General features: G+C 44.4%; 19 protein-coding genes. 3 read left to right on the forward strand and 16 right to left on the reverse strand.

The features are described 5' to 3' along the window. Positions 1-141: 141 nt before the first annotated feature. From L3V33_RS06405 to L3V33_RS06470, 14 genes are all read right to left on the reverse strand, one after another. The gene (locus tag L3V33_RS06405; RefSeq protein WP_004732701.1) at positions 142-405 is read right to left on the reverse strand and encodes a hypothetical protein; all 264 of its coding nucleotides are present in this window, start codon (positions 403-405) and stop codon (positions 142-144) included. A 278-nt stretch (positions 406-683) separates the two neighbouring features. Then, entirely contained in the window at positions 684-1,226 is a 543-nt protein-coding gene (locus L3V33_RS06410; protein WP_017082957.1) for a DUF3833 domain-containing protein, read from the reverse strand. After that, positions 1,223-1,810 (reverse strand): chalcone isomerase family protein, encoded by a 588-nt coding sequence (locus tag L3V33_RS06415; RefSeq protein WP_237290012.1) that lies wholly within the window; start codon positions 1,808-1,810, stop codon positions 1,223-1,225. The genes L3V33_RS06410 and L3V33_RS06415 overlap by 4 nt, the downstream gene beginning before the upstream one ends. A gap of 3 nt (positions 1,811-1,813) precedes the next feature. Next, the gene (locus tag L3V33_RS06420; protein WP_017098843.1) at positions 1,814-2,335 is read right to left on the reverse strand and encodes a DUF2878 domain-containing protein; all 522 of its coding nucleotides are present in this window, start codon (positions 2,333-2,335) and stop codon (positions 1,814-1,816) included. Continuing rightward, positions 2,313-3,593 (reverse strand): cyclopropane-fatty-acyl-phospholipid synthase family protein, encoded by a 1,281-nt coding sequence (locus L3V33_RS06425; RefSeq protein ID WP_102533956.1) that lies wholly within the window; start codon positions 3,591-3,593, stop codon positions 2,313-2,315. The genes L3V33_RS06420 and L3V33_RS06425 overlap by 23 nt, the downstream gene beginning before the upstream one ends. Before the next feature lie 118 nt (positions 3,594-3,711). Then, on the reverse strand, positions 3,712-4,518 hold the full coding sequence (locus tag L3V33_RS06430) for a DUF1365 domain-containing protein (RefSeq protein ID WP_237290013.1): 807 nt from the start codon (positions 4,516-4,518) through the stop codon (positions 3,712-3,714). Next, positions 4,515-5,786: an FAD-dependent oxidoreductase gene (locus tag L3V33_RS06435; protein ID WP_237290014.1), complete on the reverse strand. Its 1,272-nt coding sequence runs from the start codon at positions 5,784-5,786 to the stop codon at positions 4,515-4,517. The genes L3V33_RS06430 and L3V33_RS06435 overlap by 4 nt, the downstream gene beginning before the upstream one ends. A gap of 2 nt (positions 5,787-5,788) precedes the next feature. Beyond that, on the reverse strand, positions 5,789-6,520 hold the full coding sequence (locus tag L3V33_RS06440) for an SDR family NAD(P)-dependent oxidoreductase (RefSeq protein ID WP_237290015.1): 732 nt from the start codon (positions 6,518-6,520) through the stop codon (positions 5,789-5,791). After that, entirely contained in the window at positions 6,520-6,951 is a 432-nt protein-coding gene (locus L3V33_RS06445; protein ID WP_054546097.1) for a nuclear transport factor 2 family protein, read from the reverse strand. Before L3V33_RS06445 ends, L3V33_RS06440 begins: the two co-directional genes overlap by 1 nt. 14 nt (positions 6,952-6,965) lie before the next feature. After that, complete coding sequence (gene phrB, locus L3V33_RS06450; protein ID WP_054546098.1) at positions 6,966-8,411, reverse strand: deoxyribodipyrimidine photo-lyase; 1,446 nt, start codon at positions 8,409-8,411, stop codon at positions 6,966-6,968. Continuing rightward, entirely contained in the window at positions 8,408-9,355 is a 948-nt protein-coding gene (locus L3V33_RS06455; protein WP_054546099.1) for a DUF523 and DUF1722 domain-containing protein, read from the reverse strand. Before L3V33_RS06455 ends, phrB begins: the two co-directional genes overlap by 4 nt. Before the next feature lie 176 nt (positions 9,356-9,531). Next, a complete protein-coding gene (locus L3V33_RS06460) occupies positions 9,532-10,221 on the reverse strand; it encodes a ChrR family anti-sigma-E factor (RefSeq protein ID WP_237290016.1) in 690 nt (229 codons plus the stop codon). Continuing rightward, positions 10,214-10,861 carry a sigma-70 family RNA polymerase sigma factor gene (locus L3V33_RS06465; RefSeq protein ID WP_065206472.1) on the reverse strand — a complete coding sequence of 216 codons (648 nt, stop codon included), beginning with the start codon at positions 10,859-10,861 and terminating at the stop codon, positions 10,214-10,216. The genes L3V33_RS06460 and L3V33_RS06465 overlap by 8 nt, the downstream gene beginning before the upstream one ends. Positions 10,862-10,971: 110 nt before the next feature. Next, positions 10,972-11,592, reverse strand: a complete 621-nt coding sequence (locus L3V33_RS06470) for an LON peptidase substrate-binding domain-containing protein (RefSeq protein WP_004732719.1) — start codon at positions 11,590-11,592, stop codon at positions 10,972-10,974. 277 nt (positions 11,593-11,869) lie between these two features. Between L3V33_RS06470 and L3V33_RS06475 the strand changes: the two genes are divergently transcribed. Beyond that, a complete protein-coding gene (locus L3V33_RS06475) occupies positions 11,870-12,256 on the forward strand; it encodes a tautomerase family protein (protein ID WP_004732720.1) in 387 nt (128 codons plus the stop codon). A gap of 126 nt (positions 12,257-12,382) precedes the next feature. Here the strand turns inward: L3V33_RS06475 and L3V33_RS06480 are convergent, their stop codons facing one another. Further along, positions 12,383-13,180, reverse strand: a complete 798-nt coding sequence (locus tag L3V33_RS06480; RefSeq protein ID WP_237290017.1) for a DUF4344 domain-containing metallopeptidase — start codon at positions 13,178-13,180, stop codon at positions 12,383-12,385. 383 nt (positions 13,181-13,563) lie between these two features. On the opposite strand from L3V33_RS06480, the gene L3V33_RS06485 reads away from it, so the two are divergent. After that, on the forward strand, positions 13,564-13,920 hold the full coding sequence (locus L3V33_RS06485; protein WP_004732722.1) for a YibL family ribosome-associated protein: 357 nt from the start codon (positions 13,564-13,566) through the stop codon (positions 13,918-13,920). A 316-nt stretch (positions 13,921-14,236) separates the two neighbouring features. After that, positions 14,237-15,463, forward strand: a complete 1,227-nt coding sequence (gltS, locus tag L3V33_RS06490) for a sodium/glutamate symporter (protein WP_004732723.1) — start codon at positions 14,237-14,239, stop codon at positions 15,461-15,463. 113 nt (positions 15,464-15,576) lie between these two features. Here the strand turns inward: gltS and norW are convergent, their stop codons facing one another. Further along, positions 15,577-16,725, reverse strand: a complete 1,149-nt coding sequence (gene norW / locus L3V33_RS06495; RefSeq protein WP_237290018.1) for an NADH:flavorubredoxin reductase NorW — start codon at positions 16,723-16,725, stop codon at positions 15,577-15,579. Position 16,726: the final 1 nt, after the last annotated feature.

Raw genomic sequence — 16,726 nt, forward strand, 5'->3', positions numbered from 1 at the left:
GATCTAAGACCAAGATGCAGAGATCCATGAGCAAGGTGGATAAAACAGAGGTTTGAGAAAGTAATGTAATTAGGGAGGGGAAAATAAGGAGAACTAAAAAGTAAAAACGCCGGCACAGGGCCAGCGCTTTTGAAAATCAGATTACTCTTCGTCGAACTGTTTGGTCGTGAACGAGTCTTCGATTCTGTTGAGCTCTTCTTGATCTTTCACACGCTGTTCTTCTTGGCGAATGACTTTCGCTTCATTGAAGCGTTTCTTTTCCGACTTAGTCAGGAATTTTACAGCTTTCTTGTTGGTCAGTGCGTAAGCAACTACGTCTTCGCCTTTTTCTCTGCGGTCGTTTACACGTTGTGAGAAACGTTCATTGTCGCGAGCTTTACGCTCCGCTGAGGTCAACTTGCTCATGCTTTAAAGCCTTTTCAATTAATCATGGTAGGGAATCTACACTTAGCGAAACAAATAGGAACTGTTGTGTATGAGTCTAGCCCATTTGCATGCTGGTGGCGCATCTTAGCACAGAGACTTAATCTTGCAGATATGCTATTCGAGCGATTAAAAAAGACAGCCCACAATTTTTTGTTGTGGACTGAAGTTTTCTTGTGGGGTGGAGACGCCCTGTAAAATGAATCGAAAGGTTAATGAAACAAAGAATAATTAGCCTTGAAGCATCAGCATTGGTTTATTCAAATTTTCTCGATATATAAGATCACTTCGCCTACTTTAAAACCAAATTTAGACATCTCAGTTTTGTTGAACAAGCGTTTGTCGTCCATCAAGAACATCCAGTCGTCTAGCACCACTTCATAGGTGCTGCCGTCTACTTCGATTTCTAAGTCATATTTCCAATACAAAGCAGAACCTAGAGTCTCGCCATAAGCGGTACCGACTACATCATTAGCGGTGCCAGAATAGGTGTTTTCGCCGGTTTTTATTAGGTTCCAAACACGTGTTGAGCGCTCGCCATCAGCAAAAGAGAACCACTCTTTGATTTCTCCTTTGTCACCGTCCCAAGTCGCGACAAGCTTGGCGTCAAAACGGCGTAGTAGGTTGCCAGAGCGGTCGAGTACCATGCCGTATGCCATTAGCTCGCCATTGAAAAAGGTTTCAAGCTTGAGCTCTGGCGTAGTGTCTACGTGGTTTTCTAAACTTGCAGAGCCACAACCCGCTAGCCAAGTGAGTGAAAACAGTGCCAAAGCAAATTTTATTATTGTTGTTTTTGGATTCATTTGTTCAAACCTAATAGTTGTTTGCGTAGACCGGGCTCAGATGTGTTCTCAGATAACCAAATCGCGAGAAAGGCTTCACCAAATTGCTTGTCTTGGATGGTGCCTATGGGTTGCTCATCGAAATAGAAGCGACTTACGTTGTCTTCAGCAACTCGGATAGTCAGCGTGCTGCCTTCCTCAACGTTGGGCCACATTGCGTACAAAGGCTTCAACCAACGTTGGATATTGTTGTTGGAGTAACCAAGTTTGCTCCATTGGTCTTTGGTTGCGTCTACAAGGTCTTCGCTGTCAATTGCTCGGTAGTACTCAAGTTTCAAGGCGCGCTCAGAGTTAGAAGGAGTGGTGTAGAACTCTGCAGAATACAAAGTCCAAAACAAGTAACTCATTTCTCCCTGACCGCGCTTATTTAAATCATCGACAGCAGAAGCTTTGGCATTCCCGATAAATAGGAGTGCTGCGCAAATGAGGATTAGGGTGGCTAAGCTAAATAATCGATTTCTTGATTGCACGCTTGCTTGAGTGCGAACGCGACTAACATCGCTCTCAGATTTGAACGCTTGCGTAGGGTTGCGTGGAAAAGCCATAAGTCACCTCGTTGTTGCCATTTTGGGTTGTATTAAGTTGGAGTAAGCGGCCACCAGTAAGGGCAACAAAATCCCCCAACTTATTGCAAGGGCAGCTAACACCGATGCGTCTGGCCAAGTAGTCAGAAGGGCGCCTGCTTTGATGCCTCCCCAATAACTACTAGTACCTGCTACGAACCCTATGACAAACAAGATCACTTTCGAGCATTTTAAAAGCCAATTTAGGCTGTGGTTAAAACTGATTAAGAACATGATCCACAGGCAGACTAGCCACACTGGAAACCACGATTGATTCGCAATTTCAGAGTCGACGGCAAACACGCCGAAGTGAAGCAAGAGGCTATCAAGCAACAGCCCTAATGGTAATAAAATGAGTATTTTCAGGTCGCTACTGCGAGTAGGGGAGAGAAGGAAGTGAACGGCCACAATCAGTGGCGCCACGAACGGGGCTTGCGCGGTAAAGAACGCGCTGCAAACCCAGGTCGCTTGAAACAGAACGAGATTAATAATCCAAAACCGTTTCATCTTTTGCTCCAAAGTAACGAGGTTTTCTAGCAACTAAGTGATGAGTACTGATCACGCGCTCTTTGAATGCACCTTCACAGTAGCAGAAGTAGAAGATCCACAAGCGCTTAAACTCTTCTGAATAGCCGAGAGACTCTAACTCTTCCCAACTGTTTTCAAAGGCAACATTCCAATCATTAAGCGTTCGAGCGTAGTGCAGGCCAATGTCATCGATTTCTTGGACAACAAGGTCTGTACTGGTCGCAAGGTGTTGGGTCATCACTGAGACCGAAGGTAGGCAACCGCCTGGGAAAATGTATTTCTGAATAAAGTCGACGCCTTTGCGGTATTTGTCATAACGACTGTCGGCAATTGTAATCGCTTGGATCAGCATCTTGCCTGAAGGTTTAAGTAGCGATGAACATTTCTCAAAGAAGGTCTGGAGATATTCATGACCGACCGCCTCAATCATCTCGATAGAGACCAACTTGTCATACTCACCAGTGAGGTTACGATAATCCTCTTTAAGCAGGGTGATTTTGTCGGTTAAGCCAAGCGCTTTTACTCTCTGTTCTGCAAGCGCGTGTTGGGCATCTGAGATTGTGGTAGTGGTGACATGGCATCCGTAGTGTTGCGCCATGAATATCGCTAAGCCACCCCAGCCTGTGCCTATCTCGACCACGTTATCTTTCTCTGACAACTCTAATCGCTCACAGATGGTTTTCATTTTGTTTTGCTGAGCTTTGGATAGGGTTTCTGCTTCTTCGCTGTAGATAGCGGAAGAGTATTGCATCGAGCTGTCTAGGAAGCGCTCGTACAACTCATTGCCAATATCGTAGTGCGCAAGAATATTACGTTTAGAGCCTTGCTCGGTGTTAGCATTCTTACGACGCAGCAATAGATTTTTGATGCGAGAAATCCATTGCGTTTTATCGTCAAGCTCGTCGAGTTGAGATTGATTTCGAGCCATGATTTGAATCACTTTGGTGAGATCTGGGCTTGTCCATTTTCCATCAATGTAGGCCTCAGATGCGCCAATACTGCCGTCAATCACGACATCTCTAAAAAAGGTTGCATCGTGAATCACGATTCGACCTTTCAAGTCGGCTTCTCGATCGCCGAACACCGAATGCTGGTCGCGCTCAATGATCTCAAGCGTCGCGAATTGCAGGCTTTCTAAAACCTTAAAGATTAAAGCTCGATATTTACAGTTGCTTGAAACAGCAACGGCTTTAGCTTGTTGTTCAATGTTGTTGTTTTGTTTGGCAAGCTGTTCCATGTAAACCTCGCTGATAACTCATTCTAATATTTTGTGCCAACTTAGCTGGGTTGTGCCCCTTGGTTGGAGCCAACCCAAGCTTGGGTCGAGTTCTATTATTTAGTTGCTGTGAAGACACTTAAGATGTTGAATCTGGATGCCCCACAAACGGTACTTTTTTCAGGAATAATTTGAGAGCCTGATAATAAATTCCCATCACGACTTTAATCGTCATTGCCGGAATCTTGAATACCGTTCGTCTAATGTTTGTCTTGGTTACTGACTGTTTCGTCAAAGCCAGTGTCGCATCGAAAAGCTTGTCGTCTCGGCGGCTTTCAATGTGGACCAAGGTGCGTTTCGCTGGTGGCTTAATCTTCCAAAAATAAGTCATGTTCAAATCCATAAACGGCGAAACGTGAAACTCTTTTTTTACTTTCAACTCTTGGTGCATGTCGATCAGATAATAGTGTCTTTCTCGCCAAGGCGTGTTACTCACCTCAGCCAACATATACTTACAATCGCCAGTTTCGTCGTAACAGAAGAAACAGTTGATTGGGCTGAAGTAGATACCTAAACAGCGGCACTGAGCCAGCATAGTCACACGGTTTGAATCAGACCAAACCCCACCAAGTTTTTGCACTTTGGAAGCTATACGTTGTTTAAGTGATTTTGGTTCATCCGTGGTGGCATTTTCTTTTTTTTCAGCGAGATAATCCGATTCGACAAAGCGAATCGGGTTGTACCATCGAGTTCCGAACAGCGCACTACGCGCTGTGGTTTGGGGTAGTTCATCGAGATCTAACCCCATCATATACAGCTGATAGCTGAACTCATGAGTGATGCCGCCAAAGCGGCGGTGTCTGACGTTGCCCCAATAGATACCGCTGAGTTCTTCACTCTTTTCGGATGCGATCTCCATTTCGGATGTCAGGGTTTGACTGTTCATAGCGCTGAACTCGTACTCAAATCTAAACCGAAGCGTTTGGTCACGTCGAGTGCACTGTGGACGCCATCTTCATGGAACCCGTTGTACCAGTATGCGCCGGCGAAGTGAGTCTGGTTTTTGCCACAGATCTGTTCGCGTTTGTGCTGAGCTTCTACCGTGTTCGAGTTAAGTACCGGGTGATGATAAACAAAGCTGCGAATGATTTTTTCTGGGTCGATAGCTTCGCTCTGATTCAAGGTCACACAGAAGGTGTCCTGGCTTTCGATGCCTTGCAGAATGTTCATGTTGTATGTCACACAGGCAGGTCGTTTACTGTCGCCATCCAACATGTAGTTCCAACTTGCCCAAGCTAGCTTTCTGTCTGGTAACAATCGGGTATCAGTGTGCAGAACCACTTCATTGCGGCTGTATGGGATCTCGCCTAGAACCTGTTGCTCTTGCTCTGTCGCATCGCCGAGTAAACGTAACGCTTGGTCTGAGTGACAAGCAAATATCACTTCGTCGAAGTCTTGTGTAGCGCCATCTTCAAATTCAATCGTGATGCCCGCTTCATGGCGAGTGACTTGTTTGATCGATGTGTTCAAAGCGACGGATTTGTTCAAGCGTGAAAGGATGATTTCAACGTAAGAGCGCGACCCTTTAGGAATCACATACCATTGTGGACGGTTCGCGATGTCGAGCAGGCCGTGGTTATAGAAGAATTGAATGAAGAATTTAAGCTCAAATTCTTTCATCTCCTCTAAGCTTGTCGACCAAATTGCTGCGCCCATCGGTAGGATGTAATGCTGGCTGAAAAAGTCGGAAAACTGGTTTTCACGTAGGAAGTTGCCCAAGGTAATATCCGGTGTGAACTCGTTACTTTCGAATTGAGCCTTACACAATTTGTTGAACTTGAGAATGTCAGAGACTAAAGACCAAAATTGAGGTTTGAAAATATTACTTCGTTGAGCGAACAGAGAGTTTATGCTATGGCCGTTGTATTCAAACTTAGTCGTGGTGTTGTGAACGCTGAAACTCATCTCGGTAGGTTGCCTTTCAACACCGAGTTGTTCGAGTAGCTGATTGAAGTTTGGGTAGGTTCGATCGTTAAATACGATAAAGCCAGTATCTATCGAAAACGCCGAGCCTTGATGTTCAATATCAACGGTGGCGGTGTGGCCCCCAACATAATCGTTTTTTTCGAATACTGTTACGTCGTGGTGCTTATCTAATATGTGTGCGCAAGTGAGTCCAGAGATACCTGACCCAATAATGGCGATTTTCTTCATTGTTATACCATCCTTGAAGCGAGTTTTTGCCAAACTGGAGTTGGAAGCATTCTTAGTAGCTTCATCAACATGATGAATCGTCTTGGGAAATCGATTTCACTCTTTCCTTGAGCAATACCATTTACGATTCGCTGAGTTGCGGCCTCACTACTAATAATCATAGGCATAGAGAAGGTATTTCGCTCGGTTAATGGCGTTTCAACAAAGCCTGGGTGCACAATTGAGACATGAATATTGTGCTCGGCCAGATCAACCGACAGTGTTCTGCCTAAGTAGGTGAGGGCTGCCTTTGAAGCGCCATAAGCCTCGGCTCTTGGCAAAGGTAAAAAGCTGGCGCTGGAGCTTACTAAAACCAAACGGCCGCCGGGCTTAATGTTTTTTAGCCACGATTTAAGCGCATAGCCAATTGAGATCAGGTTAATGTTGATGACGCGCTCGAAAAGCTCGGCATCAAAATTCACTGGGTCGTTGATGTATTCACAATCACCCGCATTTAAAATCAGTAGATCAAGCGGCTTGTCTTGGTCGAGCTCTGGGAAGTTGTGGTAATCGGTCAGATCGAAACAGAGCGGCGTAATGGATGAATGCGCGATGTCTGTCTCGTGAGAATCAACCAAGGCTTGCAGCTTGTCTGGGTTACGGCCACAAGCAATCACCTGATGCCCTTGTTGAGCGTAATCGATAGCGAGTGATTGGCCGATACCTGAGGTCGCGCCTGTGATCATAATACGCATTATTGGCTCGCTCTCTTTTTGATGGATTTGATGGCGCAGCCCAGAACTGGAATGTGTTCGTACAACATAGAGCCGACATCAAGATAGTCTCTGTGATAGACCACTTGACCGTCGAGCATCTTGAGGTGGCTGTGTCCTTGTACTTCGATCGGCTTTTGTCCATTTAATTGCTTGTGAGCAAACTGCATCGTCCAGTAAACAGAAGCTTCGTCGTTCGCTTCGAAAGTGTGTTCGATATGAAAGTAACAGCTCGTTACCTGAGTGTAGAGATTCTCGAAGTAGTGGGTAAGCGCCGCAATTCCGCTGACATGATGCAGCGGATCTTGGAATTCGATATCAGGGTGATAAACCGTCTTAAGCACGTCGAAATTGTCAGTTCCGAGTTCTCGATACATGTTGAGAAAGTTATCAAGCCATAGAGAGTTATCCATAATATTCACTCTAATTATTTGAAAAAGGCTAAGGCTCTCAATCGTGCTTCTTTGTGTTCAACGATGGGTTGCCAGTATTCGCTGTTAATTCCGTTTTTTGCAATGTAATCATGTGGAAAATGCACATGCTTGTCAGGAATATTTTGCAGCTCTGGTATGTACTTACGAATAAAAATTCCTTTCGGATCAAACTTTTCACTCTGTGTGATCGGATTGAAAATTCGAAAGTAGGGTTGAGCATCACAGCCAGTACTTGAAGCCCATTGCCAGCCACCATTATTCGCGCTGAAATCACCATCGATAAGGTGCGACATAAAGAAACGCTCACCCCAACGCCAATCGATCAGCAGGTGCTTGGTTAGGAAGCTTGCCACCACCATTCTTAGCCTGTTGTGCATCCAGCCTGTCTCAACCAATTGACGCATCGCTGCATCAACTAATGGGTAGCCTGTTTTTCCTTCGCACCACGCCTTGAAGCTCGGGTTGTCGTGATACCAATCTAAGCCGTTGTATTTCTGCTGAAAGTTCGCACCTTTAACCAGTTTAGGGTGGTGGAACATCAAATGCTTATAAAAATCTCGCCAAATCAATTCATTAAGCCAAGAAAAAGCTGGCAACTGAGTATCAAATAACAAGTCAGGCTGTTGCTGAATCAATTGAATCGCTAACCAACGAGGGCTGACTGCACCAATAGCCAAGTAAGGAGATAGGCCTGATGTCCCCTTCACTGATGGAATGTCTCTAAGGCGAGAATAGTCGTTAACTTTATTGGCTAAGAAATTGGGGATCACGCTCTCAAGCACATCTTGGCTTAATGGCCAACGGCTTGAATCAACACGCGGAAATTCGAAATCGTACTCGCCAGAAAAACCACTTAACGATTGTTTCAGTTGTGATGGATTCTGAAGCGAATCCGTTTCAGATGAACCTGCTTGCGCTGATCCTGTTGAATGCACTGGAGCGCGACTGCAAATGATGCCTTTCGCTTGCACTTCTTTTAACCATGCGTTTTTGAAAGGTGTGAAAACCTTGAACATCTCACCTTGTTTATTCAGCACGCTACCTAATGGCAGAATAGTATCGCAGTCGGTTATTTTCAGCTTTATACCAGTAGCGATTAAGCGTTTGTCTCTTAACTGCTCATCCACTTCCGGCTCTGAATTGGCATACACACATGTCGCATCGACCTGTTTGCACAAGTTGATGAGTTGAGTGGCTTGATCGTTAAAGTCTGTGGCTTTGAGGTGCAGAAGATCGATCCCAAATTCAGCGAGTTGGGATTCAAGTTGCTGCAGGTGACGATAGATTAAATCGGCTTTGATTGGCGCAAGGTGGTGTTGCTGCCATTGCTGTGGCGTTGAAATGAAAACGGCGGTCGTCACACCGTTTTCAACTGCCGCGACGAGCGCAGGGTTATCGTGAATCCGCAGGTCTCGTCTTATCCATAGAATGTCGCTCAATATCCGTATCTCAGCTTAAGTTCTTGTGGGTGCGGGTTTAGGTAAACCTGTGATTCAAGGTACTCGTTTGGGTATTCCATCAAGTAGTGGTTGATCAGTGTTAGTGGAACTAACAGAGGAACAAGACCTTCTCTGAATGATGAAATCTGATTGGTAAGCTCTTGCTTGTGCGCGCTGCTCAATTGTTTCTTAAAGTAACCTTGCAAATGATGCAGAGTATTGGCGTGGCTACCACGGTTCGCGTGGTGAGATAATGCCGTCATCAAGCCTTCAATATATTGTTTTGCCAACTCATCGATTTCAAGATCGTTGCTTGCTAATAATTTCCCAAGTTTCTTATAGCCTTCAATGTGGTGACACATTACCAAGTACTTGTGAGCGCTGTGGAATTGAATCAGCTTGTGTTTAGTTACGCCTTCGTCAACAAGGTTGAGCCACTTCTGATAAGTGAAGACACGTGTCATGAAGTTTTCGCGCAAAATAGGGTCATTGAGGCGACCATTTTCTTCAACAGGAAGTAATGGGTTGCCTTCCATCACTTGTTTGGTGAACATGCCTACGCCTGTCGATTCAGAGCCGCGACCGTGGTGGTGGTACACTTTTACTCTTTCCATACCGCAGGTTGGGCTTTTTTGACACACAATGAATCCTGCGATGTGCTGGTTGCTCTTTGAATAGTTTTGTCCAAACTCGATCAGATCATTGGTCACATCACCAGAACCGTCAGGTCTAGAAACGTGAATGATATTGTCTAGCTGACGAACTTGGCGAATGGTTGGGCGAGGTGTTGGAAGACCCACTGCCATTTCTGGGCATACTGGTTCTAGTTCAACATAATCTGCAAGGTCATCTGTACAAAAACGAGAGCGTTTGTGACCTGTATCGAAACGTACCTTATGTCCTGCAACACAAGCACTAATGCCTATTTTAATTTTCTTTTCCATTGGCCAACTCCTTTGCTCTTGCTTTGAGCTATTTATTATATTTCAACATTGCTAATCGTACTTACAGAGCCGGGTGTGTTTTAAGTCTCAACACCGTTGATGTTTTAAGCCAGATGTATTTGACGATATACAGGATAACTTCACGCCATCCTGTATATTTATAGCGTGCAACTGGGTTAATAGATATATTTACCGAGTGGATTGAATAACTGGCTCACCCCTTTTGTGAAGTAAAGCGCATCACTTGAAACAGTTAAACACACACAACCTTCTTTGGTAGCTGGTTGATGGGTGTGGTCACCATCTAACCAGATGAAGTCGCCTTTGTTGTAGACGCCCATTTCGTCTTCGAAACTGCCTTCCAAGAGAAGCGTAATCTCAAAGCCTTTGTGGGTGTGGCAAGGCACTTGTCCATCTTTGTCGATGTGCAGCAAGCTGGTGTGGTGTGCTTCGTCATCAAAATCGAGTCGCGCTCGCGAAATTTTGCCTAAGTTCATCCAGTCTTTTCTCGCCACTGAGTTCAACGCGCGAGGAATAGTGAATGTGGTGTCTGCAACCGTAACTTGCTGAACTTCGGGTGTCACTTCGATAGCTTGAGATGAATCAGCAGTGATTTGAGCAATCGCATCAAAATCAAACTCCCCATCATCGGATAGGAACGCATCCATTTCGCTGTCAGAAAGTTGAAGCCCTGAGGTATCACTTTCAAAGACTGAGTCAGCAGCTTGCGCCGTCAGCATGCTTACTTGCTGTTGGCAGTGTTCACACAGTTCAACATGGCTAGAGACAATCAAAGAAACTGAGTCTGCGAGTGTGCCATCGACAAAATCTTTCAAAATTGCGGTATTTGGGTGATGTTTAATCATGATCTTGTTCCCCCATGTGAACCTTAAGTTTGGCTAAAGCGAGTCTTAGACGTGATTTCACGGTTCCAAGTGGGACGCCAAGTTGTTGAGCGAGTTGCTCTTGTGACAACTCCTGAAAGTAAACGCCTTTAACAATCGTTTTCTGAGCCAAAGGCAACTTCTCTATTTGAGTCATTACATGGCGGCTCATCAAATGATCACCAAACGGTAATTCATCGCTTTGAGATTCCGCGACCATTGCATCTATTGGCCAAATGTCGTCAGCAATGGTTTGTTCTGCTTTTGCTTTCACCTTTCGTAACATGTCGAAGGCCGCATTTCGCATCACGGTGTAGACCCAAGTAGTCGCAGCACCTTTCTCTTCGTTGTAGAGATGTGCTTTTTTCCAAACGTTAGTCATTGTGTCTTGAACTAGCTCGTTTGCAGCAGCCTCGCCGCCCAACTTGCTGATTCCAAAACGCTTGATCTTAGGTGCGAAGAACTTGAACAAACAGGTGAAGGCTTGTTTGTCTCGGTCTGAACCAACCAAAATCAACCAACTTGAGAGCTCTGTAGGTACCTTATTTTCATTAGGTAATTTGTTGTCGGGAATAATGACATGCTCCTTGCCGTTCCCTGAACTTCTGCTTTCGACTTGCATAGTACTTAACCATCATGCGAATTTGAGTGGCACTACGTGAAAGGAGAAGGTCGGGATCACTTTAATTTAAATTAATTTCCACTATACAAAATTATAGTGAAGAAAAGTGCTTATTGCCCCGTAATGATTTGATTCAAAAAAGGAACTAAAGAAGGAAAGCTAGCGGGTTCGGTAAATTCTGTTTTCTTTTCCAATGGGATAGGCATCATTTCGAGTAATCGCGCACAAATCCATCGTGGGCTTTCGAAGTCTGGAGTGGGGTAGAGCGTTCTGATTGAATCGTGGTCTCGAAACAGCTGTACTAAGAATGCAGTAAATACGTTCGGTACTTTGCATTCTAGATCTGGCCAATGAGGTAATAACCTGAATTGGCTTTTTATCAGGTCATCGTCGTCTCGAAATGACCCGTGAAGCTGAACCAGTTGTTGACCTTCGACATCGATTTCCAAAATTTGGTCGTCAGACATATTGAAATCAACGATGGACACTTTGGTTCCCCAAGAACTGAGATGTTCAGAGTTGGTGCTGTCTTGGGTGGCAATAATGAACCCATCTCCTTGGGCCGCATGTGCAACCATAGCAAGATATTTTGGTTCAAAGATGCGTAGCCTCTGACGACCTCCGGGCAGAAGAAATATCGGAAGAGGAAATACGGCGAGCTCGAAAGAAGACTCTACGAGTGCCTCTGGTTCGGCGTCTGTCCGTGTGGTCTGGCTCGATGAATTCGGCACATAGCACTCCTTAGTTCAAATGTAATTTGAGAAGATATACGCGGAGTCGGTGGTGTTCGATCAATTGATTGCGGTTGTTGTTATTGGGTGATGAGTTACAGACATGAGCCAAAGCAGATGATTTTTTGTTGCACATGCTCATAAATTCATTGTTTTTACCTTCTTTCATACGCGTCATTAGGTAATATATGTACGAATAGTAAGCGGATGGGTGGTCGCCAAACGATGCTTCTATCTATCCTTCTTCTTTACCTGACATCGCATCAAAGGAATGGTCATGATTGTTATATATGGTATCAAAGAGTGCTTGAATCCAATTAAGTTGCAGCTCTCTAATGTGTTGCAACAGTGCTTAAACAGTGAAATGGGTTTACCCGATGACAAGCGAGCGCATCGATTTGTGCCATTGGAGCGAGATGATTTCTTTTATCCAGAAGGAAGAACAGAAGCCTATACTGTTATAGAGATCAATATGATGGAAGGCCGAGCGGTCAACACCAAGAAGCGCTTAATTAAGAAGATATTCTCTGAAATAGAGAAGCAGTTAGCTATCTCTCCTATTGATATTGAAATAACCATCAAGGAACAACCTGCACACTGTTGGGGGTTTCGAGGCATGACCGGTGATGAAGCCCAAGACCTGAAGTATAAAGTGAAGGTCTAAGGTCGCAGGACTCAGGACTAAGATATATTCCACTTTAAATCTTGGATTTATAGATTACTGAGAGCGGCTTTAGAAAAACACTAAGCCGCTTGTTATTGAAGAAGACCAATAGAGAAGGTTAAACCATTAGCTCTCGTGGTTCTCTTTTAGGTAACGGTGCCAGTTGGCATTGATGACATCAAAGTGCTCCACACAGAACTCTTTCCTATCTTTCAAATAGTCGTTTTCTACTTCATCGAGCAAGTTCTTGTAGGCATCAGGATCGCTGCCATACACCAAGCATAATGTGGAGAAGTAGCGCTGTAGATCAAAACTGTGCTCATCAATGTATTCACCCAAGTCGTAATACTCAGGGCGGTCTTCTGACTCGAAAGCGAACATGTCAGCGGCGCTGATTGCGGCATCACCTCCATGTTCTACATAGTTAAGTAAAAGCACTGTCGCGAGGTTATCAACGGCATCTTCCTCTTTGCCCAGTATGGCAATATTCTGGTCTTCGATATAAGCGTGCCCAGCTTCGTGCAGTAGAGTATGAAGCAAGGTATCGATAGCACCAGTTTGCGCGGTCTTTCCATACTCTTTTTCGTATCGATTCTTTTCAAAGTAATTAAGCGACTCAGAGTAGAAGCTATACGGGATAAGCACTTGATGCGTTTGTGGATCGTAGAGTGGACCTTCTTCCCCGCCGTATTGAATGGTTAATGGCTTTTCAAACATGAAGAGTTGGTTTGACAGGTCAATCACAGTGTCATTGACGCCACTGTTTCGAATTTCACGTTTGAGCTGCTCTTCTTCAGTATTTTGTGGTGAAGAGAACTCAACGATCAGGTTATTTTGGGTTGTTTGTTCACTAGATGCATAAGTTGCGGCAAACACTGAGCTAAGGGCTAGGCTGTAGGTCAGTGTTCGTTTCAATAATGTCATCGGCTATCCTTGTGATTATGCTGCGATTCAGGCTCGGTGTTAAGGTGATCCCCCTAAGTCATGTAACTCAAGTTACGCGATCTAAGTTATGTACCTTAAGCTGTTTAAGCTGTTTGAGTTAATTGAGTTATTTACTGTGGTTAGATTACAAGTTTAGACTGAATTTTGAAGCATCGAGGACAGCAATTTTTGAAGTCGACACGAGCTGATTAATGAGTGACCCACTTTGAGGTTCGGCTACAAAGAATTGGCGAGCTGAATGACCAGCGGTGATGTGATTCGTTTCTGTTGGTAATTGATAGATAAATTTCGGTTCAAGTGAACCCTTGTGCTATACTCCGCGCCCCAATCCGAATTGGCTTGTTAAATCTTAGGAAATTATTATGAGTGTTAAAAACGAACTTCAACAAATTAACAACCGTCTAGACAAATGTCGCAACAAGTTAGCGGCTGCTAAAACTCGTAATGATCGTCCTGTTGTTCGTCAATTTGAAGACGAGATTAAGAAGCTAACCAAGAAAATTGCTCAGTTGAAACACAAAGAAAGCTTCGATGTAAATCAAGAGCGTAAGTCTTTGGTTGATATGCCATTTAGCCGTGAGATTACAAAAGCTGAGCAAGCGGATATGGGTAAACTTAAAAAGTCTGTAAAAGGGCTCGTAATTGTTCACCCAATGACGAAGATCGGTAAAGAGCTTCGCATTGAGGTTATGACTGGTTACGCACCGAAAAAATTCTAATTACCAGTGATGGTGATGAAAGAGGAGCTAGTAATAGCTCCTTTTTGCTTTTTTAGGTATTAAAAAAGCAGAGTTAGCGGCAAGGATACTCACGCCGTTATCAACTTTTTGGAGGTGATTTTTGTCACAAATCCTTTTATCTCCTATAAAAGTTAACGTGTCACTAACATGGCACCAAGTGAACGCAGTAATGTGTTCGCTTTTCGAATCTACAATTTCTCTCCAGTTTGTATAAATATAGGTAGAGCAGCACAGATAATTACAGATAAAACTAGACTCATTAAGGAAGATGAGAACGTAAAAAAATAGAGGTTATATGAATCAATTAATTTCAATTGGACCACTAGAATCCTTCCTAATCGCGATTAGTGTTTTGTTTCTAGGTCATTTCGTCAATGCAAAGCTTCCGGTTCTCAAAAAGTACAATATTCCAGAGCCCATTGTCGGCGGCTTGATTGTCGCTTTTGCTATTACAGCCCTGCACTTTAACGGCCTTGATCTTGAGTTTTCCTTGCCCCTGCAGAACACTTTTATGTTGATGTTCTTTGCAACGGTCGGTCTTGCGGCTAACTACACGCAGCTGATAAAAGGTGGCGCTAAGGTATTCCTATTCTTAGGGGTGGCTTCGGTTTACATCATTATCCAAAACGGTGTAGGTGTAACACTTGCGACGGCACTAGGCCTTGAACCCTTGATGGGTTTGATTGCTGGATCTATCACGCTTTCGGGTGGTCACGGCACGGGCGCAGCTTGGTCTCAAACTTTTTCAGACACGTTTGGCATTGCCAATACTCTAGAAATCGCGATGGCTTCAGCGACGTTTGGTTTGATTATCGGTGGTATTATCGGTAGCCCAGTAGCACAAAAGCTGATTGATAAAAACCAGCTTGAATCTGAGTACGGCACCGGCACACAAACCCATGAGCGTTTTCCTGAACTTGTTACTTACAACGAGTATGAAGAAGACAAAGTAACAGCGAAGAAGGTGATTGAAGTATTGTTCATTCTTCTAATCTGTATCTCGGGGGCGAAATACTTAGAAGAGTGGGTAGCGACTTTTGAAATTTCTTGGTTGATGATTCCTGACTTCGTTTACGCGTTGTTTATCGGTGTGTTCATCACTAACGTTTTTGAAGTGACTAAGCTGCATAAAACCGACAGTGAAACGGTCGATATTCTTGGTACGGTGTCATTGTCGCTGTTCTTAGCTATGGCGCTAATGAGCCTTAAGCTTTGGAACATCTTTGACCTTGCGATTCCTTTCTTGGTTATCCTTGCGGTTCAGGCTGTGGTGTTGGGTATCTTCTCTTACTTTGTGACGTTCAAAGTAATGGGTTCTAACTACGACGCAGCGGTTATGGCGGGTGGTCACTGTGGTTTCGGCCTAGGTGCAACACCAACAGCGGTAATGAACATGGGTTCTTTGGTGAACCGATTCGGTCCGTCGCCACAAGCCTTCATGGTTGTGCCAATCGTTGGTGCCTTCTTTATCGATATCGTTAACCTGATCATCCTTCAAGGTTACATCTCGTTTATCGGTTAATGTTCGCCTTTGCTTAAATGCGATGAGCTAATCGCACTAAGATGAATACAAGAAAGCCAGTCTGTTGACTGGCTTTTTTATTGTCTAGCGTATACGAACTTATAGATTTTATCTTATGTCGGTGAGCTGATCTGTAGTTCTTTAAGCAGAGGAAATGCTGCTTTAATGTGTTCTCCTGTGACAATGAATCCGACGAGTTGGTTTGCCTCATTAAAACCTTTGGCGACAATCCCTTTTGGATCAAACCGAGTCTCCCAACTCTGAGCAGTTTGAATATCACGGCCTGCCAGTTGAATCGGATAACTAGGCGTTTTCACTTTAGTCATAATATGCGGCAAGCTTAGTTTTCCTTCACCCGTAGTGAGTTGTTTCGCTAATACGTTGGCCGCTAATATCGCGGGTTGCAGGTAAGCCATCACTCGACCTTGAATCTCAGTACAATCCCCAATGGCATAGATATTTTTGATGTTGGTTCTCATAGTTTCGTCAACGAGAATACCTCTATTCACATCAATGTCCGCTTGTTTGGCTAATGCTGTGTTTGGCTTTAACCCTGCTGCGGCGATGACTACATCGGTTTTGATTAATCGAGAAGAGGTCGTTTGTAACCGGACTCCATCAGCAAGGTAAGTCGCGTGGCTTACCGTAGCATCCGTCTCAACAGTTACACCGGCTTTACGAAGCTCTCTCTCCAACTCTAGAGAGACAAAAGGTGGTACCAAACTACTTAATAGGTAACTTGCAGGTTCAATGATCGTGACATTTTTACCCGACGTTTGAAGATCGAAAGCGAGCTCGACTCCAATGAGCCCGCCACCAATGACGGTGATTCGCTTGGCTGCATCGATCTGAGCTTTGTGTTTTTCGAACTCTTCTAAGCTATTTAGCGTAATGGTCGCTCCAGGGTTCAAGCCTTCGGCTGGCGGTATGAAAGGCGTAGCACCTGTTGCCAGTACAAGTTTTGAATACGGGATGACATCGTCACCGGCGACAACGAATTGTTGCTCGGTGTTAATCTCGTTTACCCAAACGTTGGTTTTAATGACAACGTTATGCAGCTCAGCTAATTGTTGAGCAGTATTGATCGCAAGTTGCTGAGGTGTTTGAGCTTGACTGAATACATGCGAAAGATTCGGCTTACTGTATTCAATACCCGCATCAGCAGTGACCATTGTAATAGCGATATTTGGGTCAGTTTTACGGATCATCTTTATGGTTTGTAAGGCAGCGAAACCAGCGCCCACAATAACAATGTTGTCCATA

Origin of the sequence: Vibrio sp. A2-1 (assembly GCF_021728355.1) — a bacterium.
In the GTDB taxonomy this organism is placed as follows: domain Bacteria; phylum Pseudomonadota; class Gammaproteobacteria; order Enterobacterales; family Vibrionaceae; genus Vibrio; species Vibrio splendidus_K.